Origin of the sequence: Streptomyces sp. NBC_00090 (assembly GCF_045160815.1) — a bacterium.
GTDB lineage: Bacteria > Actinomycetota > Actinomycetes > Streptomycetales > Streptomycetaceae > Streptomyces.
The window spans coordinates 7,451,716-7,476,047 of record NZ_CP108224.1; the positions used below are offsets into that span (position 1 = coordinate 7,451,716).

Genomic DNA, 24,332 nt, shown 5'->3' on the forward strand with positions numbered 1-24,332 from the left:
GGTCAGGGGCCGTTTCAGAGCAATCTGAAACGGTCCCTTGATCGTTTTTGGGGACTGCGCGAGGAGCGGGCGGATCTCCTCGATGGTGGGGACCTGGTGGGGACCTGGTGGGCCCGGGTCCTCGTTACTCTGCCCGTGTGAACGGTACGGATGAGGTGCGGGGTCTTCCCGACTGGCGGGTGCTCGTCGTCGGGGGCGCGTCGGGGATGGGGAAGACCGGCGTCGGCCGGGCGTTGGCACGACGGTACGACGTCCCCGTCGTGGAGGTCGACGACATCGTGGAGGCCCTCCTCGCGGTGACACTGCCCGAGCACCTGCCGGAGGTCCACTTCTGGCGCACTCATCCGGAGGCCGCCCGTCAGGCGCCCGAGTCGGTGGTCGAGCGGCAGATCGCGATCGCCGAGGCGCCGGCGCCGGCGATCGATGCGGTGGTGGCCAACCATGTGGGAACCGATACCCCGGTGATCCTGGAAGGGGACTACGTCCTGCCCCCACGGGCGACGCCCGGAGGTCCGGTCCGTGCCGTCTTCCTCCACGAGGACGACGAGGCGCAGGTGACGGCCAACTACCTGCGCCGGGAGCCGGAGGCCGGACCGCAGCGCCATCGCGCACGCGTCAGCGTGCTGTACGGCCGGTGGCTCGCCGCGCAGGCGCGGGCGGCCGGCGTGCCGGTCGTCGCTCCGCGTCCGTGGGAGGACCTGGCCGGCCGTGTCGCCGAGGCGGTGGGGGGTGTGGGGCGCTGCCGTCTCTCGCTGCGTGACTGAAGCGGGGTCGGCGTACGGGGCTTCCGCGGCCGCCTCCGCACGGGGTCGACCGGCTCCCCGTACGGACGGCGTGCACCCGCGAGGATGAGGTCCGCCAGTTCCCGGCTTGGCCTGCGTCGGCCCGGGTTCGGCGTGGCGCGTGCTGCCTGCCGCCGAGATACGTCTCAGGGACCGAGGGGGGTGACCGCTATTTCCTTGCGCCGGTCCTGTTCCGCAGCGACATCCTGACGCGCGAGCCGAAGGTGTGCACCGACCTGGAGATGTGCGAGGTCTGCGAGCCCCGGGGGAGCCTCACTGTTCCTCCTCCATGCGGATGGTACGCCGCAGCTCGTCCGCTGCTGTGTGGCTCGTGCCCTCACGCTGCTCCAGCAGCGCCGCAGCGATGGCGTCCAGCTTGCGCTGGACGGCGTGCATGTCACGCCGTTCAGTGTTCTTCAGCAGGGCGAGCAAGAGGAGGTTGACGGCCGTCATGACATCCCCGGCGAAGATCAGCCAGGACAGCGGCGGGTGCGTGAGGTGCAGGGCGACTGTGCCGAGGACCAGGAGCACGCACAGGCCGTAGAACAACGGGGAGCTGGTGACGTTCGATGCCCGCTCGGAGAAGGCGGCGAACCGGTCGCGCCCGTTGCCGCCGCGCTCCGCGGGATGCTGAGTGGTCATGCCCGCCATGCTCCCTGTCCGACACCCGTCGGTCCGGGACCATGGGGCTGCAGGCGTGCCTTGTCATTACCACCTTCATCACTCACGGCTGAACCCCTCGCTCGTATGCGGTTGATGGCCGGGCTGAGCTTCTGATTCACCTCTCCGCCATATGCTCCTCGGGAAGTCATGAGGGGGGAGTCCATGAAGGACGAATTCAAGGCGCTCGCATTGGCGTGGGGAGCCTGGTCAGTGCTGGCGGTCAGGGCCGCTCCTCACCGGTATAACAGGGATGTCTTTGACACGATCTACCTGGTCTTCTTCGCGCTGTTCTCCCTCGTTGCGCTCGGCTTGACCGTCCGCTTCTTGTACCGCCTGATCACGAACCGACGCCGGCCAGACCCCAGCGGCCCGTCGGCAAGCGCGGGTAAGAGCGCCTCCGATCCGGAACCCCGGGGGCGATGACTGTTCGCGTGCGTGTGATCCGGCTGCCGGTCAGTCGATGCGGTCGCTCAGGCCCGACACCTGGGGGAAATCGCTGGGGAAGTCCCTGGGCATGCCGGGTACGTGGATGGTCCGCCGGTACACGCCGGCCAGGAACTCGACGGCGCCGACGGGGAACTCCGACCAGTCGCCGTTGTCTCCGCGTACGACCACCGGCCACGCGTCCGGGTCCGAGGGGCTCGTCCTCCAGTAGAGGGAGTCCCCCGAATGTGAATCCGCCCAGCGCAGCAGGCCACCGGGCTGCGGGTAGGGAACGTAGTCCTCGGTGTCGCCCATCTCGTACAGATCCTGAAGGATCTCGTCCTCCCTGGACTCGGACGCCCATGACGCCTCGGCGCCTGGCCTGGGAACGGACACCATCAGGAAGTCGTCGATGACCAGGACCGGATACGCCTCCGCCAGAGAGCGGAAGTCCGACGGCAGCGCGGTCCCGAGGCCCGCCTCCAGGGCGGCCCAGTCCACACTGCGCCCCGCCGTCACACGCCACCGCGTCATCGACGGAAGCGCCGCTTCCAACTCCTCGATCCTCAACATGTCGTCTGCCAATCCGTGTTGTTGGGCCGCGCCCCTCGTGTCGTCAGCGTGCGATACCCAGGGCGTCCAGGAACTCCTGGAAGAGGTCCTCGACCAGGACCTGTCCGGTCGATCATGGCTGTGGGCAGCCGGGAATTTCGGCTACGGCACCCGGCGGTGGTTCTCGAGCCGGATCGGCGCGCGGTGCATCTCGGCTTGTTCTTGGCCAAAGCAGGGCAGGAGGAGAGCCTCGAGGTCAACCGAGACGGGGCTCGACTGATATCCGCCCAGGAGAGGCGAGCTGGGTGGACGTTGAAGGCCGGTTGGGCGGTGCGGCGGCGCAGGAGGCCGGCGGCGACCCGGCCGCACGCATGTTTTGCGACAGTGATGGCGAAAAATACAACGACAGCAAGATCAAGGCTTGACGCGTTCCTCGTGTTTACGCAAACATGAATTATTTCGCGGCCGCAACCATGCTGAGGATCAGTCCGTGATGCCCGCAACCCGAATAAAGACCGATACCCCACTTGAGCCGAAACCTAGTATCAGGGGTCACGGCCGACTCCACGCGCTCGACGGGTTACGCTTCTGTGCCGCGCTCATGGTGGTCATGTACCATTTGACGGCCCGTGGCGGCGGCTGGCCCACGCCGGTCAGGGAGATATTCCCCGAGACGTTCCGAATATCGGCGTACGGCTATCTCGGCGTCCAGTTGTTCTTCGTGATCAGCGGCTTCGTCGTCTGTATGAGTGCCTGGGGCCGACCGGTGAAGGCCTTCTTCGTCTCCCGCGTCGTGCGGCTCTACCCGGCGTACTGGTTCGCGGTGATCGCGACCACGGTCACCGTCATCGTGATCCCCGGCGGGCGTCGCCACCTCCCGTGGAACGACATCCTCACCAACCTCACGATGCTCCAGCAGCCCCTCATGGTCGACCACGTCGACACCGTCTACTGGACGCTCTTCACGGAACTCCGCTTCTATCTCCTCTTCGCGGCCATGGCCTGGTTCGGCCTCACCTATCAGCGCGTGATCGCATTCTGCTGCGTCTGGGGCGCGGCGACGCTCCTTGTCGCGAAGGCCCCGCCAGGGCCGCTGCGACTGCTGCTGATCCCCGAGTACAGCTGGTTCTTCATCGCCGGCATGGCGTTCCATCTGATGTACCGCTTCCGCCCGAACCTACTGCTCTTCGGCATCGTCGGCATCTCCTTCTGCGTTTCCCTCGCGCCCACCATCGAGGAGTTCAAGCGCCTCACCTTCCTCGGTGACCGAGCTGCCTGGCCCGTGATCGTGCTGCTCGCCGGGTTCTTCGGGATCATGGCTCTGATCGCGACCGGGAAGCTCTCGGGCGTCCAGTGGCGGTGGCTGCCGATCGCGGGGGCGCTGACGTACCCGCTGTACCTCCTGCACCAGACCATCGGCTGGGAGTTCATCAGCTACTTCGCACCGCGGGGCGCCGACCCGTGGGTGCTCCTCGGCTCGGTGATCGCCGGAGTGCTGGTGCTCTCGTACCTGGTGCACAAGCTCGTCGAGAAGCCGCTCACCACGTACCTCAAGCAACGTCTCTGATGCGTGGTCAAAGGATGCGGCCCTGGCTGAGCAGGGAGGCCGCTGTGCTGGACACCCTAGGACTTGTCCGGCCGATCATGTGACTACTCCGTGCCCGAGTCGTTCCTGTGGGCATGGGGCGGGGTGATCTGAGTGATGCCGAGTGGGAACGGCTTCGGCCGTTCCTGCCGGTCAGCAACGGGCGTTGTGGCAGGTGGCGGGATCACCGGCAGGTGATCGACGGGATTCTGCACCGGGTGCGGACCGGGGTGCAGTGGCGTGATCTGCCCGAACGTTTCGGGCCGTGGAAGACCGTCTACGAACGTCTTCCTCGGCACCACCACCGCGGCCGTCGTCGCCATCTGGCTCTGACACATGAGCTCCTACGCGACCCAGCAGTAGACGCTCTGGTTCTGGCGCCGGGCGCTACTGATGAGAGCAGCCAGATCACCCACGATCGCGTCGGCGATCTCAGTGTCGATGACCTCACCGTCCTCCGCATGCTTCCCATGACTTCGTCGGCGGGTTCACCGCGAAATCGGCATGTGCGAGGGGTGGAAGGCGAAAGCCTCCAGATCAGCGGTCGAGCTCGCCATTCCCGACGTGCTGAGGCCCCTGGGCTCGCCACGCGTCAGAGCGTACCGCCACCAGTGATCTTGCCCGTGAACTGGACGCTGCGCGTCGCCGTCGTTCCTGACGCCGTGACCACTGCTGCCGTCTCGGGCTTGAAGATCAGATCGTAGACCCGCTGCATGACGGCGACGTCGTGTCCGGGGAGGTCGTGTCCTCCGTGATCGTGCCCTCCATGATCATGGTCGCCGGCGTGGCCGCCCGGTCCATGCCCAGCGGTCGCCGGGCCCACCCACGGTGTCTCGACGCTGACCCATTGTCCTTTGGCGAACCACGGAACCGCTCCGACGGTCTGGCGAGTGACCTGCCCCGGATGCGCGGCGTCGTGCGCCGCGTACCAATCCTCGATGCGGTCGTCGACCCAGCCGTGCAGGCGCCAGAAGACGGGGTGTACGTGTGACGAGAACGTGTCGTTGAGATCGTCGTAGTAAAATGGCTTGCCGCTGCGCGTCGCCTTGATCCACTTGTCGGACGTATCGGTAGGCGGCCGGCCGCCCGGCAGCGGAATGAGCGGATTCGCGGGCTCCGTCGGAAGCGAGCACCACCGGATGTGCATCAGATTGTGGATCAACCATTCGATCTTCGCGCCGAGCTGGTCGAGGGACAGTGTCGCAAGGTATTTCGGATTCTTGAACTGTCGCTCAAGGAACGTCATCCGTGATTGCCAGTACTCATCGCTCTTGATGGTTGCCAGCCCCTTGAAGGCGAAATCACCCTGCCCCTGATCCCATGCCTGGGGCACGGAAAATCCGTCGCGATTCCGTGACTGCCGGTTCGGGGAGGGAATGGACGTCCATGCCTGGATCATGGGCAGACCGTGTCCGCTCAGCAGCTCGCGGACCTTCTGGATCATCTCTCGATGCATGTAGAGAAAATCCTCACCGGCGCCGTTGTCCGGGTCGCGCAGGGCGACGGTTCCGCGCGTGGGCCTTTGGTTCGGGCGCGGCGGGGCCCAACCGAGGTTGGTGATCTCCGCCTTGTCGCTTTCCGAAATATCGCCGTCGCTCGGCGTGGCCCAGTTGTCCCGCAGCCCGTGCCAGATCGCGTGGTGCAGGCGATGGTGCCGCGAGCCCACCATTTCGAGCATCTCGGGAGGAAGCCCAATGACCTCGCGAGCCTCGACGAATGCGGGGCGCACCATGATGAACGAGGCGACGCTGCCGGCCAGGACCGCGCGATCGGGTGTCTGGTTCGGCGCGAGGTCGTCGTGGTTCTGGCTGCGCACGACCGAGCCGACGATCGCGTCGATTTGTCGGCGACCGTCCGGCCATTTGGTGGTGTAGTACCCGTCGTACTCGTACAACCAGCCGTCGCTCGGCGTTCCGGGCAAGCCATGGGCGTTCCACTTGATCCAGGTGACTCCGTCGCGATCCTCGATCTTGCCATTCAGGTGCATATCGAGCGGACTTTCGTCGGTGCCCATCTCGAACACTCCTGTGAGCGCGCCCGTGACCGTTGGATGAAATGTCATCACGCCCTGGCCGAAGAGGTAGCGGGACCATTTGTCGACGTCGTCCTTGACGATGTGCTCGGGGTCGAGGTCGGGCAGGAGGTCGGGTCGATTGGTGAAGCTGCGGTAGGTCCAGCTGCCGGCGAGCAGGTCGTAGATCATGGTTGTTCGCCCTCGTCTTGTTCGAAGTCGCGATCGCTGTGAATCCCATTGGCGGCATGCATTGTCGATGCAGGATCCGTGGCAGGAAGTCCCCGTTGCGGTATCTGCTTCCGATACTGGTCGGGCTGTGCAGGTCCGAAGCCGCGTAGCCGTCTTCCGCCGGCTGGAGCACCGCATCCACCCAGGACCGGGTGGCGGCCATGCGTCGCGGCGGCGCGAAGACCCTCGCTCGTTCGCCGAAGGCCTTCGCGTCGGTGTGCCCGGGGAGAGGGGGCTCCCGTCTGTTGCCGAGCCGTCAGGTGATGTCGGACTGGGCTCTGGCGAGGGCTTCACGGAACGTCTTGGCAGCCTGACCGTCGGTGAAGGCCTCGGCGAGAGAGCCGAGGGCCTCCAGTACGGGAAGCGCCCGGACGGGCGTGACGTCGGGGAACGGGAGCCACGGGTCGGGCACCGGGCCCATGATGAGCCACGGGTCGGGCAGCGGGCCTTCGACGACGTCCAGGTCCCGCGTCGCGTTCGGCCACCGGATCCCGATGGGGATGCGTCTGGGCGGCGGACACAGGTCCTCGATGTCGGCAAACGTCTCCAGCAGGGGTTCCATTCGGGCGAAGGCGTCCATCGGGGTGACCGTCTCGGTGCCGCCGTTCAGGCTTGCCGCCACCTGGGTCAGCTCGCCGTACACGGTGCGCGCCTTGGCCTCGGGCAAGGCACGCACCAGGTAGCGCTGGGCCTGGGCGATCAGGAAACGATCCCAGTCCCGGGAGGTCTTGATCCGCTTGAGGATGAACAGGGGTAGATCCCGCACATCATCGTCGGTTCGCATGGGTCAACCTCTCCCGCCGGCCCGCGGACAGGACCTCCAGAGATCCGTCGGCTGCCGGTGAAGGGTAGTGGGGGGGTGGGGGCTTCCAGCTTTGCAGCTACCTGCCCGCGGCGACCGTCAGGACGGCCCGGACGGGTGAGGGGAGTCCCCGTCCGCGTCACGGGGCGGCCGTTCGACCCGGATGGCGGGCGACGTGTGGCGAGGGGCCGGCTTTCGACAGACGGTGGCAGCACCCGACGCACTGCCTCATGGAGGACCGATGCCGACCTATGAGGGAACCCTCAGCTCGATTCGCTGCGACTCGCCGCGCTCGAACCGGAACTCGCCCCACCACCCCGCCGGAAGCCCGGAGCTGGATGTGGTCTCGCTTCGATGGGACGGCGAACAGGTCTGGCGCGATGAGATGGAACAAGGCCGGACCAGGCAGGTCGACGTGACCCGGCAGCTGCCGCTTTCGGCGACGATCGACGTGGTGGTCAGGCCGAACGAGGACGGCAGCGTGGAGGACGTCATCGGTACGGTGGAGCTCGATGAGACGCTCATGGGCACGGGCATTCCCGGTACCGACTGGCACGTCCGGCGTTTCGTCGATGCCGGGGCCGACTACGAGCTGACCTTCAAGGTCCGGATGGCCGTCACTCCGGTCGACCCACCTCCTGAGGCGTCATAGAGGTCCGCACAGAGGCAGTGGACGTGTCGGTGGGAGATGCGGAAGGTCGCCATGACCCGGTCAAGGGGTCATGGCGACCTCAGGAGTGCGCCGGCGGGTACGGGTCGCCGTACCCGCCGCCGCACTCACCGTCGGGGCGTCAGCCCCGGGCCTGGAACGTCACCTCGTCCACGTCCCAGAGGAACTCGCCGCCCAGCGGATTCTCCGGCCATTCGGCCCGGAAGTTCCGGACGAGGAACTCCACCATCCCGCAGTCGTAGCGGCTCCACAGCGAGCCGTTGCGCTGGTAGACCACGACGGGCCACTTGGCGGGATCGTCGTTCGACGCGTCCCAGCACAGCATGTCCGCGGTGGCGGAGACACCCCAGGAGATCAACACCGGGGAGGTGCCCTCCAGTTCGGGTGTCTTCTCCTCCGTCTCCCAGTCGGCCTCGGCGTTCGCCGACTCGATCACCATGCCGTCCCGCGGGGCCTGCTCCAGCGGCACCTTGGGCTCCGGCGCGCCGATCGACAGATAGTTCTGCACCGCGCCGGCCCCGTAGACCTCCATGAAGCGCCGGAAGTCGTCCGGGAACGGCTTGCCCCACGATGTGGCGAGGGCGTCCCAGTCGACCGTCGTGCCCCCGTCCTCAGGTGGCGGCATGAGCCGTCGCAGGGCGTCCAGGTCGGTCGGCTCACTCATCGGTGCCTCGCTCCTTGTCCGTGCGGTCCGCTCCGGTCCCCGTCATGGGGTGCTCCCCGTGGGTACCGGCGAACCGCCGCTGCTCTGTGTGCCGAGATTGTCTCCCGTGCTGAGTGTGTTCGGGATGAACACCTGGAAGTTGATTCCTATCGAACCATCAGGATTCACACCGTACGCCGACATGTCGTAACCGGTCGGCACCGTCCTGCTGCCCTCGTAGCGGGGAGACACGGTGTACATGACGTGCTGGCCCGCCATCACGGCGTTGTAGACCTGGAGTTCGTACGACCTCATGTGCTCCTCGCCCTGCGTGGAGCCGATCTGCTTGGCGTTGGCGCCACGGGCGCACGGGGAGAGGTTCGCCAGGACTCCCTTGCCCGCCAGCTTGTTGCCGATGAGGTGACAGGCGTTGACGTTCTTCTGCGCGTCGAGCCCCTTGCCCTTGGCGTAGTCCTGCGCCCACTCGTATCCCGGCGGGTTGGAACCCACGCCGGTTCCCTTGTTCTTGTTCAGGTACTCCTTGGTCAGGCAGGCCTCGGCGGCCGTGGCCCGGTTGCCGTTGGCCGCGTCCCGCTCGCCGTACTGGATCCAGCCCTCGCCACAACGTGACTGGTCGTCGTCATCGTCGCTGTCGGGCTCGGGCTGGGGCCGCGGGAGGCGCCGCGGGTCCGGTGCGGGCTCGTCGTCGGTGTCGTCCCGGGAGGCCTCCTCGATCCGGTCCCGGACCTCGCTGGCGACGTACGCGACGGCCGCCACGACGACGATGATGGCGACCGTCACCACGACCGCCGCGACGAAGGCCGCGGCGACCGCCGGGATCGCGAGGGCGAACCAGTGGCCGTCGATCTCGACGTTGCTGATCGGGTTGCCGCCGGTGAAGGCGTAGCGGTTGCCGGTGAAGGGGTCGCTGCCCAGGCTCATGTCGGCCAGGGCTCCGTTGTACATGTCCCGGCTGGTGAAGCGGTTCAGCCCCGGGTCGTAGTCACGGAATCCCATGTCGTACGTGCCGGACCCGGCGTCCCACCGCTTGGCGCTGTAGCGGTAGGAGTTGTACTCCTCCTTCGTCGGGTCGGAGGCGTCCGGCTTGTCGATGCCGGTGAACTCCGACGAGTCGTCGTTGCCGTAGGCCGTGTAGCCGTAGGTGGCCTTGGTGTCGCCGCTGCCGTCGGTCAGCGTCTCGACGTCCGTGTGGCTGTTGTAGCCGTAGTAGGCGTCCTCGGTCGTGCCGTTCTCGTTGTGCTTGACCTGCGACAGCCGCTGGCCCCACGGGCTGTACTGGTAGGACTTGGTGAGCTTGCCGGCCACCTCCTCGGTCAGCACCTCCTGGGAGAGGCCGAGGTAGCGGTAGTCGGTGGTCTTGCCGTCCGCGGTCTTCGACGAGGTGCGGTCGAGCGGGTCGAAGGTGTACTTCGTCGACTTCATCGCGCCGGAGCCGTCCCGCTGCTGGGACTCGACGACGTGGTCGAAGCCGTCGTAGATGCTGCGCGAGACGATCTGCCCGTCCTGGGACGTCGACTCCTGACGACCCAGCGGGTCGTAGTTGAAGGAGGTGACGGATCCCGCGGTGGTCGACGTCTGGAGCCGGTTGCGGTCGTAACGGAAGTCCGTGGCGGTGCCGCCGACGGTCTGCTGGACGACGTTGGCGTTGTCGTCGTGGACGTATGTCTCCGTGGCGGCGCCGTTGCCGGTCTTCACCGACTTGGCGATCCGGTCGACCGGGTCGTAGCTGTACGCGGTGGTGGACTCGAGGTACGCCGAGTGGTTGTCGGCGTTCATCTTCTTCGCCGCGTCCTGCGCCTTGTTGCCGTTGGCGTCGTAGGCGTAGGTGTGCGAGGCGACGAGGGTGCCGTCGGCCTTCTTCTCCGCGCTGGTCCTGACCGCGCCGTCGAGGAAGTATTCGAGGTCGACGGTGTTGCCGTTGTCCTTGGTCTCCCGCAGCGACTCACCGCGGTCGGTGTAGGTGTACGAGGTGACCTTGGGGTCGGTGTCCGTGGGCGAGGTGCCCACCGACACTGTCTTGACCTTCTCCCTCAGGTCGTAGGTGTACTTCGAGTACTGGTCGGGGTGGGTGATCGTCTCGGGCTGGTCGTTGGCGTCGTAGGTGTAGGCCGTGCTGGTCTTCTGCTGGCCGGCCAGGGTCTCGGTGATCCCCGACACCCGGTTCAGACCCGTGTAGGAGATCGTGTACGTGTCGACCGTGGCGCCGGACGACAGGTCGTCGATCAGCGAGAGGTTGTCGTTCAGGTCGTAGGCGTAGCGGAAGTGGTGCTTCTCCGCGTCGATGTCGCCGGTGAGGTCGCGCACCAGCTTGACCCCGTCGGCCACGACCTTGCCGTCGGCGGCCTGGAACAGCTCCAGCTTCGCCGCGTTGCCCTGGGTGAAGTCGTACGTGCCGAGGCTGACCCAGGTGCCCGCCGCGGTGGACTGGTCGACCGTACGGTCGGTGCTGCCGGCGCCGTGGGTGACCTTGTACGTGGCGGTCTTGCTGGCGCCCGCGACCTGCGGGAACTTCACGTACGCGGTGTACTTGCCGTTCTTCGGGATGTTCAGCGTCCAGGAGTACGCGTCCGTCCCGGCTCCGGCCGCGTGCACGCGGTGGTCGAAGCCCTGCTGCCCGGTGAGGCTCGCCGTCGTCCAGGTGCCGGTGGAACCGGTGTGCTGGACGTCGGAGTTGTCGACGAGCGGCACCGCGGTGCCGACCGGCACGCCGTCGTCGGTCTTCTCCTTCAGCTTGCCGTTCGGGTAGTAGCTCCAGCCCATGGTGCGGCTGACGGACTCACCGGCGGAGCTGAGCGTCCTGGAGGTCTGCAGCCCCAGGTCGTTGTACTCGTAACTCGTCCGGATGTCCCACGGGTCGGTGGAGCTCCTGGTCCACCCGTTGTCGAAGTAGGTGAACTCGGTGTCGTTGCGGACCGTCTGGCCCTCGGAGGGCGGCTGGGAGGTCCGGGTGACGCGGCCGGCCGCGTCGTAGAACGTCTGCGTGTAGACGTTCGGGTCGTTGTAGCGGGCGTCCGACGGGTCGTACGGCAGGTACTGCTTGACCGGTCGGTTCAGCTCGTCGTACTCGGTCCGACTGGTGAAGTCGTCGGCGTTCGCGGTCTCCGTGCCCCGCGGGGTGATGACCCGGGTGGCGTTGCCGACCTGGTCGTACTCGTAGCGGGTGGTGCGGTACGTGGTGTCGGCGCCGGTGCCCGAGTGCGGAACCTTCAGCTCGGTCTTGCGGCCCCGCTCGTCGTAGTCGGTCAGGGTGGTGTTGCCGTCGGGGTCCGTGTCGGCGACGACCAGCGCGTCCTTGTCGTAGGCGCGGCGCGTCACGTTGCCCAGCGGGTCGGTGACCGAGGTGACCCGGTGCTCCAGGTCGTAGGTCATCTTCGACGAGAAGTCGTCGGGGTCGGCCGTCCGGTTCTTCTTCGGGTCGACGACCTTGACGTTGTTGCCCACCTCGTCGTACGTGTACGTGATCTTCTCGCCGAGGGCGTTGACCACGGAGGCGAGCTGGTAGATCTCGTCGTAGTTCTGGGTGGTGGTGTAGTCGTCCGGGATCCCGGGCGTGGCCACGCCCTTCGGCTCGGTCGTGGTCTTCAGGTGGCCGGTCTTGTCGTAGGCGTAGACCGTCCGGCGCAGCGGCGCGGTCGGCGTGTCCTGCGGCGAGGTGGCCTCGGTGAGCTGGTCGGCCGCGTCGTAGGCCGCCGTGGAGACGGCACCGGTGGGCGCGATCGCCTTGGTGACGTTGTCGTTGGCGTCGTAGTCGGGTGCCGGAACGGTGATCAGGTCGTCCGCGGCCTGATCCCTCGGCGCCGTCCTGACCAGCGGCCGGCCGTACGTGTCGTACGTCTGCGTGGTGCGGTGGCCCAGCGGGTCGGTCGTCCTGGTGACCTTGCCGCGCGCGTCGTACTCGTAGACCGCGCTGTTGCCGAGGGCGTCCGTGATCTTCGCCGGGTAACCGGTCTGCGTGAACTGGCTGTTGACCGTGGAGTGGCCGTTGGCGTCGGTGGCCCTGGTGAGCTGGCCGTGGACGTCGTACTCGTACGTGGTCGTGTAGTCGCCCGCGGTGGGCGTCGCGACGCCCTTCGGGTCCGTGACCGTCTTCAGGTTGCCGAAGGCGTCATAGCCGAACTGCCAGGCGCGGCCCTCCGGCGACGTCTTGCGGTACAGGTCGGAGGAGTAGCCGTCCAGCCGCTTGACGTACTCGAACTTCTGGGCGTCGACCGGGTACTTGCCGGGCGCGCAGTCGCTCTGCGGCGGGACCCCGCCCGTGTTGTGCTCGGCGGTGCGCTTCCACAGCGGGTAGCCGGTCAGCGGGTCGTAGCAGTACGCGGTGACGGCGCCGTTGTTCTCCTCCATGTACGTGACGTTGTTGTCCGCGTCCCACGCCAGCTCGGTCTGCTGCGACTTGGCGTTGACGGACCGCACCGGACGACCGAAGTCGTCGGTGACGTACGTGGAGTCGTGGCCCTCGGCGTCCGTGACCACCGTGGACGTGAACCGGGTGTCGGCCGTGTCCGCGGCGTAGGCGAACCGCGTGGCGCCGCCGATGCGGTCGGTGATGGACTGGGTCCACCAGTGGTACTTCGGGTCGTCGCCCTCGCTCGGGTAGTAGTAGTCGAGAGCGGTGGCGTTGCCGCGCGGGTCGGTGATCCGGACCAGCTTGACGTTCTTGTTGCCCTGCTCGGCGTCGTACGTGAAGCCGAAGACCTTCGGCTGGGACGAGCCCGCGCCGTCGGTCAGCTTGGTGAGCAGTCCCTTGTCGGAGTACTCGAAGGTCAGCTTGCGGCCCGAGACGTCGGTGATCGACTTCAGGTGGTCGACGATCTTCGGGCTGCTGGTGTCCGACTTGGTGTAATAGGTGGCGGTGAGCGTCTGCCGCCCGGCGGGGTCGGTGATGTACGTGAGGAACTTCGTCGGCTTGTTGTTCGACTTGCGTTCCTCGTACGTGAACGTCTGGGTGTTGCCGTTCTTGTCGACGACGGACGTCTGGTAGCCGTCGCAGCCGAACAGGAACCGGGTGCCGTCCGGACGCGTCAGCGTCCAGGCGTCCGGAATCGGGTCCTTCGCCGGGGTGCAGTCCAGCCCCGGCTTGGCCGAGAGCCGGAAGTGGACGCCGGCCGGTGCCTTCCACGTGCCGTCCGCCTGTACCCGGAAGACGTGGGTGGTGCCGTCCCCGTCGGGCAGCCGCACCTCCCGCGGGTTCGGGTTCGGGTGGAAGTCCAGCGGGGCGCCGAGCCGGATCGGCCCCGCGGCCTGCACGGACCAGCCGTGACCGGCGACGGTGTCCGACGTGTCCTGGGTGTTGTAGGCGAAGCGGACGAAGGTGTTCAGACCGCGGCCCGGGTTGCTCAGGGCGTTGTACTGCCAGACGCTGTTCCCGGCCGCGGTGTTGTTCATCAGCGACGAACCCGCGCCGGTGTTCTTGCCGTTGTACGAGTAGAACTTCTCCAGGCCCAGCTGGTCCGAGGTCGGGTCCTCGACGGTGACGTTCAGCCGGAGCCCGGGCGCACCGCCCGTCCCGGACAGCCAGGTGCCCGCCACCGTGTCCCGGACGTCCCAGGTGAGGACGTACTCGGTGCGCTTGCTGCCGGAGTCGGAGTTGACGGGTGCGCGGAGCCGGGCCTGCAGGGTGACCGAGTCACCGGGCAGCAGATCGGCCGGCAGGGCCGTCTGGAGCTGGTTGCCGCCGGTGGTGGCGTCCGTGCCGTCCGGGAGCGCCCACCGGTAGCTCAGGGCGTGGGTGCCGGCCTTCCAGACGGACGTGGTGGTGTTGGTGAGGGTGAACTCGACGGTGTGGTCGCTGTTCGGGGTGATCCGGGCCGGGGTCCGCGGCGCGTAGTACGTCGCCTCGGTCGTCGAGTCGATGTACGTGACCGCGATCCTGGGCCGCAGGCGCTGCTCGGTGCCCTCGGAGGACAGGAACAGGGTCCGCTCCTGCTGCGCGGCCTCGTCGGCCATCTTGAGGACCACGCCCTGCTGGGACGACGGAGTCGTCACCCAGGACTGCGCGAGCGAGGTGACGTTCCAGTCGTGCCGCGACGGGTCGTTCGTCTTGGCCCCGGTGTCACCCGCGACCGCGCCGAAGTCACCGCCCGCGGACGCCCAGCTCGTGGCCGTGTCGGCCTTGACCCAGGTCGCCCCGGCCTCGTCGAAGTCACGCGTCAGCGGCCGGATTTCGTAGACCGCGCCGGTGGTGTCCGTGGTGGTCTGGGTGCTCCACAGACGCACGTTCGCTTCGAGGACGCGCGCGGTGGTGGGGATGCCCAGGGCCGGGAACTTCAGCACGGCGCGGGTGTCGCCGTAGGTGGCGGAGTTGTTGCCGACGCTGAGCCAGTTCTTCGGGCCGCCGTCGTCGATCGTGTCGTGCGTGGACGTGGTCCGGGCGGAGGACAGGGTGGTGTCCTGCGTCGCGTCCAGCACCTTCGTCGTCCGGCCCGCCTTCGGCAGCCGCACGAGCTGGCTGGGCGCGGCGATGACCTGCCCGTCCTTCGTCTTGACCGCGACCATGTAGTAGTACGCGCGGCCGAACGGGTCCGGGTCGTCGGCCCTCGTCGGCACGGCGCTGGTGTCCGTGAACGAGGTCACCGTGGACGCGACGGGCGCGACGAGCGTGGCGGCCGACGGCGTGAAGGCCTGGTTGACGGAGCGGTGGACCTGGTACTCGGCGATGTCGTCGCCGGTCCCGATGGGGTCGGAGTCGTCGTACGCCGACCAGTTCAGCTCCGCGCCGGTGTCGTGGACCGTGGCCGGGGCGGCGAGGCCGACGCCCTGACGCCCGAAGGTCAGGACGAGGCGCGGGTAGTGGGCGCTCTCGCCGCCGTACCCGTATTCACTGCCCTCGTACCGCGGACCGCCCTTGGGACCGTTCGCGGACTCGTCACCGGCCTTGATCACGAAACCGTTGTTCGTGTGGGTGCCGTCGATCCACTGCTGGACCGTCCTGGTGACGGGGAAGGAGTGCCAGGTGTTCAGCTCGCCCGGCTTCTTGGTGACCACGCCGCCCTTGGTGAACCGGACGGCGTCCGCGATCACCGAGGTCGCGGTCGACGCCGGACCGTCCCCGAGGACGATCTTTCCGAGCGTGCCCGCCTTGAACGGGTGCGAGCCGAGCGTCTTCCAGACCCCGGCCGTGCCGGCCTGCTGGTTGACCGCGTACGCCTTCGACCCGCCGTCGTACGTGACGGTGTACGGCGCGGTGGTGGCGCGGTCCGAGGCCGGGATGTAGTGCGCCTCGACCTGGTACGTGCCGTCCTCGGGAAGGTTCGGCTGCCAGGTGTACGTGTCACCCGCGACCGAGTCCTTGTTGTACAGGTAGTCCTGGTTGACCGCGTACTGCGTGTACGCGGTGTTCCCCGACGCGGGCCAGGCGCCGACGGCGGCCGTCCGCCCCGAGTCGCCGTCGTCCACGACGACCGCCGTGCCCGAGAGCTCGCCGGTGATCGCGTTCGCACTGCTCCACGTCGCCTGACCCTCGGTCCACGCCTGCGTGGCGCGGTGCGCCTCCAGCTGGACCTCGGTGTCACCGGTGGTGTGGGTCTGGTCGTAGTACAGCTTCAGATCGGCCGAGTCGAGCTTGGTGCCGGCCGGGACGCCGGTCAGCGGGAACCTCAGCAGCGCCCGCGACGAGCCGGTGCTGGTGTTGCCGACCGAAAGCCGCCAGCTGTCGTCGTAGTTCGTCCCCGCGCCGTCCGAGGAGATCATCACATCCTGGGCCGTGCTCGGCGTCGGCGCGATGGCGATCGTCGGATCGATGGTGACCGGGTACTGCCGCTCCGGCGCCGCGAGCCACTTCGCGTCCGGCGTGACCGTCAGCTTCCAGCCCTTGCCCGCCCGGGTGAGCTTCTGCTCGACGGCGGAGCTGTACCCGGTGCCGTACGGCGCGGAGGCGTCCTTCCTCGCGTCCGTCATGAACGCGGCCGGAATGACGAGGACCGGATCCGCGCCCTCTCCGTAGAACCGGACCGAACCGTCCTCGCCCGCCTTCGGCGTCAACCCGCCCGGGTTCAGCGTGAACGTGAACTTCACCGGGCCGGACGGCCGGGCGTCCAGGACGATGTTCTCCTTCACCCGCCCCGGACCCACCTGGTACGTCAGGTCCGCGCCGGCGACGGCGTCCTTGTACGTGACGGTGTCGCCCTTGGCGACGGGGGCGAGCGTCCCCGCGCCTTCCAGACCCAGGGTCACCGCGTGACCCTCGCCGGCCTCGAAACGCAGCAGCCTCGCCGCATCCGCGCCGAAGGAAGTACGCGCCGCGTTGGTCGTGTTGGCGAAGGCGAAGCCCCCGGACCCGGCCGGCCTGACGGTCGGGTCGATGTCCTTCCAGACGCTCCCCGAGCGGTACGCCGTCGGTACCGCCGACACCTCGGCCTGCACGCGCCCGTCGGACATCTTCCAGTACCGGGCGTTCGGCGTACGGCTGCCCGTCAACTCCGCGACGCGCTGGGGCTTCCCGGCCGGCCTGCCCTGCGGCAGCTTCTCCCGACTCGGCAGCAGCGGGGTCCCGCCGGTCGACGGCTGCTCAGGCGCGCCCTCGTTCTCGTTCTCGTCCCCTGAGAACCACCCGGCGAATTCGTCGACGATACCCTTTCCTGTATCGTTCGAAACCGGAGCCGCATAGGCCACTTGTGGAAGCATGGTGCCGACGGTCGCCGAAACCACGAGGCAGGCTATTGCCCGCCCGTATCTCACTTTCACGTCGTTCCCTTCTTCGGCACCCTTCCGCGCCAGGCGAAAGAGGTGCGCCGACGCGCCGCCGCGGGTACTCCGCCGCCGGTCGCGATGTGCCTGACCTCGATCGGAGCGACGCAAGGCATGCCAAACCAGGCCGCCTTCCTCGTAGGGGAAAGCGGCCTCGCCAGAAGTCCGATCGCGGGCGGGGGGATTCTTCAGCATGGAGTTGGTACGCCGTCAACTGATAGCCCATTAAGGGCATTTTGCTGACCATTCGATGGCGATTCGGGTCGCCTTGCCCGACTCTTCCGCAGGCTGGCGTCCGTCGAATCCGGTGGTGTATAACCCAGGCCAATTCGCATCGACAGAAAGCGCGCCGCCATGCCGACCACCGAATCACCGGCCGATCCGGACGGGCCTGAAGTCCCGGATGCCACAAGCGTTTCCCGGACACCGGATGATCGACGCGCCGACCGCGGTGGCATAGCCGTCGCCGCTGTTCTCCTGCTCCTGTGCGGCGCGTTCGTCGTCTACGGAATCCTCAACACCGAAGACGAGGTCGCGGAGAAGCGGGCGACGGCACCCGCCGCCGAGGTCACCTACGACGTGACCTACGAGGTGCTCGGCGAGGGTACGGCCGACATCTCCTACCGGGGTGCCGACGGCGACAAGGCGAACGTCGTCACGGGTGCCGGCCTGCCGTGGCGGAAGACCGTGAGCGTTCCGCTCGGCGCTTCCCCGATCGTCAACGTCACCCTCGGCGAGAAGGGCGGTACGGCCAACTGCACCCTGACCGTACGCGGCAGGCACGTCCAACGCGCCACCGCCACCGGCGCCTTCGGCCGGACCACGTGCAGCGGCGAACTCGGGCTCAGCGAGAGGTGAAGAGGTCCTCGTGTACGTCGTCGAGGACGAATCCGTTGTCGAGGCGGACCCGGACCGTCACGCGGTACGCGTGCTCCTGGTGGGCGATCCACTCGGCTTCCAGTGAGCCGACCTGCTCTTCCAGCTGCCGCCGGCTTGCAGGGGGCATCTGGGGGCCGAAGTCGTCGAGGAGCGCCTTGAGCCGTTCGTACTCGCGGACCTCCTGGCTCGGCTCGCGCGGGTGCTCGTCCACGCGCTCGACGGTGCCCTCGGTGCCCGCCGCCAGCGACAGGGACCCGGCGACGGCATGCTCCGCCGCGGGGGAGTCCCCGGTCAGGGTGAGCGAACCGGTCAGCCTGAGGTCTGCCGCCAGCTTCACCCGCTGGCCGTCTTCGAGTGCCATCGAACCTTCGTCTTCGGTCGGTCGGGTTATTGGGTCGTCGGGTCGGTCGGGTCGTCGGGTCGGTCGGGTCGGTTGACCGGTTCCGTCGGGTGCCATTATCCCTGGTGCCCGAGCCGTGCCCCCGTCAGAGCCGCTCGTGGGCGATCCGCACGGTGAGCGGGCTCGCCACGAGGTAACGGGGCTCGTCGTCGTTCCCGCACCGGCACCGGCACCGGCACCGGCACCGGCACCGGCCCCGCGGCGGCGTGCAGGGCCTGGACTTTCGCGTCAGTTCTTGGATCTTCGCGGCCTCGTCTTGAGAGAGCTCGCCCGTGGAGTCAGGGTGGAGTCCATGACCTGGGAATCCACTCTCGCGCACCCTCGGCACTGGGCCGTGTCACCGGCCGGCCTCGAACTCGACGACGACGTGCTGACCGTGGACGCGGGCGCCGGGACCGACGTCTTCACCAACCCCCTGACCGGAGAGGTGAAGAACGACGCGGCTCGCGCCCTCCTGGTCCCGCCCCCCGGTGACTGGCAGTTCTCGGCCCGTCTCCGGGTCGACTTCCGGGCGCCGTGGGACGCCGGTGCCGTCCTCGTCTGGTCGGCGCCGGACCTGTGGGCCAAACTCAACTTCGAGCAGGCGCCCGATGGTCCGCCCACGCTGTTCTCGGTGGTCACACGCGGGCTCTCGGACGACGCGGTCGGGTGGCCCATCGACGGGAGCGCGGTGTGGCTGAGAATCAGCCGTGTCGACGACGGCTTCGCCTTCCACGCATCGCCCGACGGCGAATCCTGGAGCCTGGCACGCCAGTTCAGCCTGGGCCGCGCGCCCGACGTACGGGTCGGAATCGAGGTCCAGTCACCGGTGGGAGACGGCTGTCGAGTCCGCTTCGACCACATGGCGATGACACCGACACGGCTGCCCCACCTCTTCGACGGGCGCTGACCGGACCCGGCCCAGGCCGGTGAGCCGGCGCCCTGGAACGGAGCGGACCGAGGCCATACCGTGAACCACCTTGCGATGTCCCGGTGTCGGCCTCGGTCCGTTCGTGGTCAGGCTCCGCAGAAGGAGACGGTCCGCAGGTAGCCGCCGAAGTTCTCGTCGTCGGTGCCGAGCAGGGCTTCGGCGGAGTCGGGCAGGCACTCCACCGCCTCGACCTTGTACCCCGGGTACATCCCGAGCACGGTCGGGGAGGTGGCGAGGGTGACCCGTACCCGGCCCGTCGCCGAGACGCTCACCCGGCCCGCGTCGCTCACCGCGGAGTCGAACGGGCCGTCGTCCCCGGCGTCCGCCGCCGAACCCACGACGAGCCGGCCGGTGTCGGTCACCGCGATGTCGGAGATGTGCCGGGTGCCGCTGTCGTTCGGGTGCGCGGCCCGGTAGGCCCGGCGCGTCACCGCCCCGAACAGCGGCTGCCCCCACGCGGCGAACGTCAGCGGCGCCGCGTACAGCGTGGCGGGACGGTCCGGTCCGGCGCCCCGGTCCGCCCAGAGGGCGGCGAGCCTGCCGTTCTGGGCGACGAGCGCGAAGCTCTCGAAGTCGTCGCCCTCGCCGATCGCCGGCAGCGGCGTGTAGTCGACGACCGTCGCCGTGGAGCCGCTGACCTTCAGCCGGAAGAGGAAGCCGCGCCCGGTGAGAGCCAGGTACTCGCCCGGCAACCCCGGGATGGCTTCGACGGCCTCCAGGTCGACGGGCTCCGGCCCGTCCCAGCCGATCGGGGAGACGGTGTCGGAGCCGTCCCGGTGGGTGATCCGGGACAGTCGCGACTGCCCGGACCGCTTGTTGTCGTGGACGGCCAGCGCGTGCACGCCGCTGCCGTCCTCGGTACCGCCCTCGTACGCGAGTCCGCTGATACCGCTACGCGCGTCGCCGCCCACCTTCTGCCATTCGCCGGCGGCTCCGGCCGGGGCGGTGCCGAGCGTCGTCAGCAGCGCGGTCGCCGCGGTGAGCCAGGCCATGCGCCGCAACGTCGGGAGTTTCATCTGGAGTCGCTTGCCTTCTCTGTCCGACAGACGCGAGGTCACGCGCCGGCGCCAGGCTAATGATCTTGAAGGGGCGACCCCAGTGGCGGTTACTCCGTTCGCCGGAGCGCGCGGTCGGACTCGGAGGGCGCGCGCTGGACGAGTGTGCGCCGGCCGGGAGTGTTCGGGCCGGGAGCGCGCTGGCCGGGAGCGTTCGGGCCCGGCGCGTGCGGGACGGGAGCGGGCGGGACCGGTGTGCGCCGGCCGGGAGCGCGCGGGCCGCGGAACGGCAGCGTCCGGCTGAGCACGAGATTCGTGGTCGTGCTCCCGAACTGAGCCAGCGCGTCGACGAGCTCCTCCAGATGGGCCATCGACGTGGCCGCCACCTTCAGGACGTAGCAGTCGTCCCCGGTGGTACGCAGACACTCCAGGATCTCCGAGCGCTCGGCGAGCATCCGGTGCAGCGGCTCGTGCCGGGTCCCCGGGTACTTCAGACGGACCACCGCGAGCACCGGATATCCGGTCCGCTCCAGATCCACCTCCGCCCGGAACCCCGTGATCACCTCGGCGGCCTCCAGGCGCCGCACCCGCTCCTTCGTCGCCGACGCGCTCAGGTTCACCCGGCGTGCCAGCTCCGTGTACGCGATCCGGCCGTCCTTCTGGACTTCCGTGAGGATCGCCCAGTCGGTGGCATCGAGACTCTCGGTCATCAGCCCAGATTACCGGCGGATCCACGGCCGAAGGCTGTCGGAACAGGCGGGAATCCCTTCTCCGGGTCCCTGCCGCCTGACTAGCCTCGGTGTCGTGAAGATCGGAGTCAACATCCTCAATTTCGGACCCGGCACCGACCCCGGAGTCCTGCGGAACTGGGCCCGGACGGTGGAGGGCCTCGGGTTCGACCTGCTGATGGTCTCGGACCACGTCGCCGTCACCCCCGATGTCGCCGAGCGCTATCCCGCCCCCTTCTACGAGCCCTTCACCACGCTCTCCTGGCTGGCCGGGCTCACCACACGGATCCGGCTCGGCACGACGGTCCTCATCGCGCCCTACCGCCACCCCCTGCTCACCGCCCGGATGGCGGCCAACCTGGACGGGCTGAGCGGTGGACGGCTGGTCCTCGGGGTGGGAGTCGGCTGGGCGCGACAGGAGTTCGCCGCCCTCGGGATCCCCTTCGAGCGCCGCGGCCGGCTGACCGACGAGTACCTGCGAGGCATCCGGGAGGCCTGGGCGGACACCGCGGACTACGGGGAGCGGCGGATTCCGGTGTGGGTCGGCGGCAACAGCGACGCGGGGATCCGTCGTGCCGTACGGCTCGGGGACGCGTGGCATCCGCTGCGCTCCACCATGCCCTGGCTGCGCGGGGCCGCGGACCGGCTGAAGACCGCCGCGGACGAGCAGGGACTGCCCGTACCCGCCCTGACGCCCCGTATCGTTCTCAAGATCACCTCCGCGCCGGTCACCGGACCGGACCGGCTCGCCGGGGAGGGCACGATCGACCAGATCATGGACGACCTCGCCCAACTGCGGCTGCTGGGTGCCGAGTCCGTCGTCCTCGACACGTATACCGGCGACCCGAGCGAGACGCTCCGTCCGGAGACGGCCTGGCAGGCACTCGGCGCCGTGGCCGCGAACCTCTCCCTGTCCCACGCCCCCTCCCTGCCCACCGCTTCCGCCCTGCCCGCCACTTCCGCCCTGCCCCTCGACTGAACGGAGTCCCCTCATGACGACACCCGACGACCACACCCTCCTCCGGCGCGCCATCGCCCTCGCGGCCAAGGCGAAGGAGGGCGGCGACCCGCCGTTCGGATCACTGCTCGCGGCACCGGACGGGACGGTGCTGGCGGAGGAGCACAACACGACCCTCACCGACCGGGACGTCACCGCCCACCCCGAGCTGAAGCTGGCGCGGTGGGCGGCGCGGGAGCTGGACGCGGAGACCGCGGCGCGGACCACGATGTACACCAGCTGCCAGCCCTGCGGGATGTGCGAGGCCGTCATCCAGCGGGCGGGTCTGCGGCGGGTCGTGTACGCGCTCTCCAACGAGCAGCTCCTGGACATCCGGCCGGGCAGCGGACAGCCGCCCGTGCCGCAGGAGGGACCCGCGCTGCTCGACGAGGTGCGGGCGGTCGTGGAGGGGTACTACCGCTGACGTCACCTTTCGGGCCAGGTCCGCCCGGGTGGCTCGCACGGTGACCCGGGACCGGTCTGTTAGGTTCCGTTGCCCTGCGAGTCCCCGTTCTCAGGGCTCCCGGTCGAGAGGAAGAGTCGCACGATGGCCGTCATCCACCACACCACGCTGCAGCCCACGAAACTGGAGCTGCTGGCTTCGTGGCTGCCCACCCGTGCCTGGTACGCCGGCCGGGAGGGCGGGCCGCTGCCGGCCAAGGCCGGCGGGTTCCGGCTCGACGACCCGGCCGGTGAGGTCGGGATCGAGTTCATGGCGGTGACCGACGGGACCGGCGAGAGCGCCACCACCTATCTGGTGCCCATGACGTACCGCGGGACTCCGCTGGAGGGCGCCGACGACGCCCTCATCGGCACCTGCGAGCATGGTGTCCTGGGCACGCGCTGGATCTACGACGGCGCCCACGACCCGGTGCTCGTCGGGCAGTTGTACGCGCTGCTGCGCGGCCGCGCCGTGGCGCAGGAGCAGTCCGTGAACGACACCCCCGACCCCACCGTCTCCGCCTCGCTCGCTTCCCTCGCCTCAGGCGGCACGGACGCCTCGGGTGGCGACGTCGAGCTCGTACGGGTCGAGGAAGGGGCCGACCACACCGACGTGGTGGTGCGGTCGACCGGCGACGCCGCCGGGGCGCTGACGCTTCGGGTGCGGCGCGTCCTGCGGGCCGAGGGCGCGGCGGGGCCGGACGGCGCTGCCGGCGCCCAGGGGATCGGCCGGGTCACCGCCGAGTGGCGGCTGCCGGACGGGAGCACCGCCCGTGGGCCGTACGCGGTCGTGGAGGGCGCTCTCTAGTGATCTGGTTCGGAGATCCTGTCGCAGTAGCGGCAGATCCGGTCGAGGATCTGGTCGGCGGTCTTGGTCCACTTGAAGGGCCGGGCTTCGTCGTTCCAGACCTTGATCCAGTTTTCGAGTGCGGCCTTGAGGTCGTCGAGGGAACAGAACACGCCGCGTTCAAGGCAGCGCCGTTCCAACTCGGCGAACCACCGCTCGACCTGGTTGATCCACGACGAGTAGGTCGGGGTGAAGTGGAGCTGGAAGCGGGGATGCGCCAGGAGCCACTTGTGCACCACCGGCGCCTTGTGGGCGGAGAGGTTGTCGCAGATCACGTGGACCGCCAGGTGCTTGTCGGTCTGGCGGTCGATCTCGTCGAGGAAGTCACGGAAGTCCACCGCCCGGTGCTGCGCGGACAGTTTCGTGATCACCTTGCCCGTCGCCGTGTTCAGGGCGGCGAACAGGTCGACGGTGCCGTGCCGGACGTAGTCGAAACTCCGCCGCTCGGGCACTCCCGGGACCATCGGCAGGACCGGCGCGGTCCGCTGAAGGGCCTGGATCTGCGGCTTCTCGTCCACCGCGAAGACCACCGCGTTGGCCGGCGGAGCGAGGTAGAGGCCGACGACGTCACGGACCTTGTCGATCAGGAACGGGTCCGGGGAGATCTTGAAGGTCTCCGTGCGCCAGGGCTGGAGGCCGAAAGCGTGCCAGATCCTCAGCACGCTCGCCGGGGAGATTCCCACGACCTTGGCCAGCTCCCGCTTCGACCAGTGCGTCCCGCCCGGGGGAGTCTGCTCCAGGGTGCGGACCACGACCTCTTCCACCTGGGCGTCGGTAATGGTCCGCGGCACCCCGGGCCGCGGCTCGTCCGCGAGTCCGTCCAGGCGCTGGGCCACGAACCGTGTGCGCCAGCGGCGCACGGTGCCTCTGCCGACATCGAGTCGCGCGGCGACCACGGTGTTGTTCCAGCCGTTCGCGCACGCCAGCACGATCCGTGCGCGAACGGCCAGCCCCTGCGCGGTCGAGCGGCGCTTGGCCCAGTTCTCCAGCGTCAGCCGCTCGGCCTCCGACAGCACGACAGGTTCCAGCCGGGTATCACCCATGCCCACAGGACAGCGCGAACGCGC

19 protein-coding genes and 1 pseudogene are annotated in these 24,332 nt (G+C 68.6%); 10 read left to right on the forward strand and 10 right to left on the reverse strand.

All coding sequences use genetic code 11. From position 1 onward, the window contains the following. Positions 1 to 137 precede the first annotated feature (137 nt). The gene (locus OG361_RS33255; RefSeq protein ID WP_405859453.1) at positions 138 to 764 is read left to right on the forward strand and encodes a hypothetical protein; all 627 of its coding nucleotides are present in this window, start codon (positions 138 to 140) and stop codon (positions 762 to 764) included. 291 nt (positions 765 to 1,055) lie between these two features. Here OG361_RS33255 and OG361_RS33260 read toward each other — a convergent pair whose 3' ends face one another. Beyond that, positions 1,056 to 1,424: a hypothetical protein gene (locus tag OG361_RS33260; protein ID WP_405859455.1), complete on the reverse strand. Its 369-nt coding sequence runs from the start codon at positions 1,422 to 1,424 to the stop codon at positions 1,056 to 1,058. Positions 1,425 to 1,607: 183 nt separating this feature from the next. Here OG361_RS33260 and OG361_RS33265 point away from each other — a divergent pair, with 183 nt between their 5' ends. Further along, the gene (locus OG361_RS33265; RefSeq protein WP_405859457.1) at positions 1,608 to 1,868 is read left to right on the forward strand and encodes a hypothetical protein; all 261 of its coding nucleotides are present in this window, start codon (positions 1,608 to 1,610) and stop codon (positions 1,866 to 1,868) included. 30 nt (positions 1,869 to 1,898) lie between these two features. Here OG361_RS33265 and OG361_RS33270 read toward each other — a convergent pair whose 3' ends face one another. Continuing rightward, on the reverse strand, positions 1,899 to 2,441 hold the full coding sequence (locus OG361_RS33270; protein ID WP_405859459.1) for a hypothetical protein: 543 nt from the start codon (positions 2,439 to 2,441) through the stop codon (positions 1,899 to 1,901). A 472-nt stretch (positions 2,442 to 2,913) separates the two neighbouring features. Between OG361_RS33270 and OG361_RS33275 the strand changes: the two genes are divergently transcribed. Both OG361_RS33275 and OG361_RS33280 read left to right on the forward strand, forming a co-directional pair. Then, positions 2,914 to 3,987 (forward strand): acyltransferase family protein, encoded by a 1,074-nt coding sequence (locus tag OG361_RS33275; RefSeq protein WP_405862580.1) that lies wholly within the window; start codon positions 2,914 to 2,916, stop codon positions 3,985 to 3,987. Positions 3,988 to 4,100: 113 nt separating this feature from the next. Continuing rightward, positions 4,101 to 4,709 (forward strand): transposase, encoded by a 609-nt coding sequence (locus OG361_RS33280; RefSeq protein ID WP_405859461.1) that lies wholly within the window; start codon positions 4,101 to 4,103, stop codon positions 4,707 to 4,709. On the opposite strand, the gene OG361_RS33285 is transcribed toward OG361_RS33280, so the two are convergent. Together OG361_RS33285 and OG361_RS33290 are read right to left on the reverse strand one after the other, a co-directional pair. Beyond that, positions 4,598 to 6,208, reverse strand: a complete 1,611-nt coding sequence (locus OG361_RS33285) for a hypothetical protein (RefSeq protein ID WP_405859463.1) — start codon at positions 6,206 to 6,208, stop codon at positions 4,598 to 4,600. The two genes, OG361_RS33280 and OG361_RS33285, sit on opposite strands and share 112 nt — an antisense overlap. A 295-nt stretch (positions 6,209 to 6,503) precedes the next feature. Beyond that, the gene (locus OG361_RS33290) at positions 6,504 to 7,031 is read right to left on the reverse strand and encodes a hypothetical protein (RefSeq protein WP_405859465.1); all 528 of its coding nucleotides are present in this window, start codon (positions 7,029 to 7,031) and stop codon (positions 6,504 to 6,506) included. Positions 7,032 to 7,290: 259 nt separating this feature from the next. Here OG361_RS33290 and OG361_RS33295 point away from each other — a divergent pair, with 259 nt between their 5' ends. Further along, on the forward strand, positions 7,291 to 7,701 hold the full coding sequence (locus OG361_RS33295; protein ID WP_405859466.1) for a hypothetical protein: 411 nt from the start codon (positions 7,291 to 7,293) through the stop codon (positions 7,699 to 7,701). A gap of 139 nt (positions 7,702 to 7,840) precedes the next feature. Here OG361_RS33295 and OG361_RS33300 read toward each other — a convergent pair whose 3' ends face one another. Then, the gene (locus OG361_RS33300) at positions 7,841 to 8,383 is read right to left on the reverse strand and encodes a hypothetical protein (RefSeq protein ID WP_405859468.1); all 543 of its coding nucleotides are present in this window, start codon (positions 8,381 to 8,383) and stop codon (positions 7,841 to 7,843) included. Positions 8,384 to 8,425: 42 nt separating this feature from the next. Continuing rightward, the gene (locus tag OG361_RS33305; RefSeq protein WP_405859470.1) at positions 8,426 to 17,005 is read right to left on the reverse strand and encodes a DNRLRE domain-containing protein; all 8,580 of its coding nucleotides are present in this window, start codon (positions 17,003 to 17,005) and stop codon (positions 8,426 to 8,428) included. A gap of 417 nt (positions 17,006 to 17,422) precedes the next feature. On the opposite strand from OG361_RS33305, the gene OG361_RS33310 reads away from it, so the two are divergent. Continuing rightward, entirely contained in the window at positions 17,423 to 17,926 is a 504-nt protein-coding gene (locus OG361_RS33310; protein ID WP_405859471.1) for an MmpS family transport accessory protein, read from the forward strand. Here OG361_RS33310 and OG361_RS33315 read toward each other — a convergent pair. Continuing rightward, positions 17,913 to 18,308: a hypothetical protein gene (locus tag OG361_RS33315; protein ID WP_405859473.1), complete on the reverse strand. Its 396-nt coding sequence runs from the start codon at positions 18,306 to 18,308 to the stop codon at positions 17,913 to 17,915. The genes OG361_RS33310 and OG361_RS33315 overlap by 14 nt on opposite strands. Positions 18,309 to 18,639: 331 nt before the next feature. Here OG361_RS33315 and OG361_RS33320 point away from each other — a divergent pair, with 331 nt between their 5' ends. Then, a complete protein-coding gene (locus OG361_RS33320) occupies positions 18,640 to 19,236 on the forward strand; it encodes a DUF1349 domain-containing protein (protein ID WP_405859474.1) in 597 nt (198 codons plus the stop codon). 107 nt (positions 19,237 to 19,343) lie between these two features. Here OG361_RS33320 and OG361_RS33325 read toward each other — a convergent pair whose 3' ends face one another. After that, positions 19,344 to 20,249, reverse strand: a complete 906-nt coding sequence (locus tag OG361_RS33325) for a hypothetical protein (RefSeq protein WP_405859476.1) — start codon at positions 20,247 to 20,249, stop codon at positions 19,344 to 19,346. A gap of 269 nt (positions 20,250 to 20,518) precedes the next feature. Beyond that, positions 20,519 to 20,962 (reverse strand): annotated as a pseudogene (locus tag OG361_RS33330) (Lrp/AsnC family transcriptional regulator); the annotation flags it as partial. Between the two features lie 94 nt (positions 20,963 to 21,056). Here OG361_RS33330 and OG361_RS33335 point away from each other — a divergent pair. The 3 genes from OG361_RS33335 to OG361_RS33345 all read left to right on the forward strand — a co-directional run bounded on the left by OG361_RS33335 (position 21,057) and on the right by OG361_RS33345 (position 23,226). After that, positions 21,057 to 21,959, forward strand: a complete 903-nt coding sequence (locus OG361_RS33335) for an LLM class flavin-dependent oxidoreductase (RefSeq protein ID WP_405859478.1) — start codon at positions 21,057 to 21,059, stop codon at positions 21,957 to 21,959. A 13-nt stretch (positions 21,960 to 21,972) separates the two neighbouring features. After that, entirely contained in the window at positions 21,973 to 22,401 is a 429-nt protein-coding gene (locus OG361_RS33340; RefSeq protein WP_405859480.1) for a nucleoside deaminase, read from the forward strand. A 123-nt stretch (positions 22,402 to 22,524) separates the two neighbouring features. Next, positions 22,525 to 23,226, forward strand: a complete 702-nt coding sequence (locus tag OG361_RS33345) for a maltokinase N-terminal cap-like domain-containing protein (RefSeq protein WP_405859482.1) — start codon at positions 22,525 to 22,527, stop codon at positions 23,224 to 23,226. Here the strand turns inward: OG361_RS33345 and OG361_RS33350 are convergent. Beyond that, complete coding sequence (locus tag OG361_RS33350) at positions 23,223 to 24,308, reverse strand: IS630 family transposase (protein ID WP_405851442.1); 1,086 nt, start codon at positions 24,306 to 24,308, stop codon at positions 23,223 to 23,225. The two genes, OG361_RS33345 and OG361_RS33350, sit on opposite strands and share 4 nt — an antisense overlap. Positions 24,309 to 24,332: the final 24 nt, after the last annotated feature.

Excerpts from the sequence above, each read along its gene's own strand:
- OG361_RS33260 (WP_405859455.1), bottom strand. The coding sequence starts at position 1,424 with ATGACCACTCAGCATCCCGCGGAGCGCGGCGGCAACGGGCGCGACCGG.
- OG361_RS33265 (WP_405859457.1), top strand. The coding sequence starts at position 1,608 with ATGAAGGACGAATTCAAGGCGCTCGCATTGGCGTGGGGAGCCTGGTCA.
- OG361_RS33270 (WP_405859459.1), bottom strand. The coding sequence starts at position 2,441 with ATGTTGAGGATCGAGGAGTTGGAAGCGGCGCTTCCGTCGATGACGCGG.
- OG361_RS33275 (WP_405862580.1), top strand. The coding sequence starts at position 2,914 with ATGCCCGCAACCCGAATAAAGACCGATACCCCACTTGAGCCGAAACCT.
- OG361_RS33280 (WP_405859461.1), top strand. The coding sequence starts at position 4,101 with ATGGGGCGGGGTGATCTGAGTGATGCCGAGTGGGAACGGCTTCGGCCG.
- OG361_RS33285 (WP_405859463.1), bottom strand. The coding sequence starts at position 6,208 with ATGATCTACGACCTGCTCGCCGGCAGCTGGACCTACCGCAGCTTCACC.
- OG361_RS33290 (WP_405859465.1), bottom strand. The coding sequence starts at position 7,031 with ATGCGAACCGACGATGATGTGCGGGATCTACCCCTGTTCATCCTCAAG.
- OG361_RS33295 (WP_405859466.1), top strand. The coding sequence starts at position 7,291 with ATGCCGACCTATGAGGGAACCCTCAGCTCGATTCGCTGCGACTCGCCG.
- OG361_RS33300 (WP_405859468.1), bottom strand. The coding sequence starts at position 8,383 with ATGAGTGAGCCGACCGACCTGGACGCCCTGCGACGGCTCATGCCGCCA.
- OG361_RS33305 (WP_405859470.1), bottom strand. The coding sequence starts at position 17,005 with ATGCTTCCACAAGTGGCCTATGCGGCTCCGGTTTCGAACGATACAGGA.
- OG361_RS33310 (WP_405859471.1), top strand. The coding sequence starts at position 17,423 with ATGCCGACCACCGAATCACCGGCCGATCCGGACGGGCCTGAAGTCCCG.
- OG361_RS33315 (WP_405859473.1), bottom strand. The coding sequence starts at position 18,308 with ATGGCACTCGAAGACGGCCAGCGGGTGAAGCTGGCGGCAGACCTCAGG.
- OG361_RS33320 (WP_405859474.1), top strand. The coding sequence starts at position 18,640 with ATGACCTGGGAATCCACTCTCGCGCACCCTCGGCACTGGGCCGTGTCA.
- OG361_RS33325 (WP_405859476.1), bottom strand. The coding sequence starts at position 20,249 with ATGGCCTGGCTCACCGCGGCGACCGCGCTGCTGACGACGCTCGGCACC.
- OG361_RS33340 (WP_405859480.1), top strand. The coding sequence starts at position 21,973 with ATGACGACACCCGACGACCACACCCTCCTCCGGCGCGCCATCGCCCTC.
- OG361_RS33345 (WP_405859482.1), top strand. The coding sequence starts at position 22,525 with ATGGCCGTCATCCACCACACCACGCTGCAGCCCACGAAACTGGAGCTG.
- OG361_RS33350 (WP_405851442.1), bottom strand. The coding sequence starts at position 24,308 with ATGGGTGATACCCGGCTGGAACCTGTCGTGCTGTCGGAGGCCGAGCGG.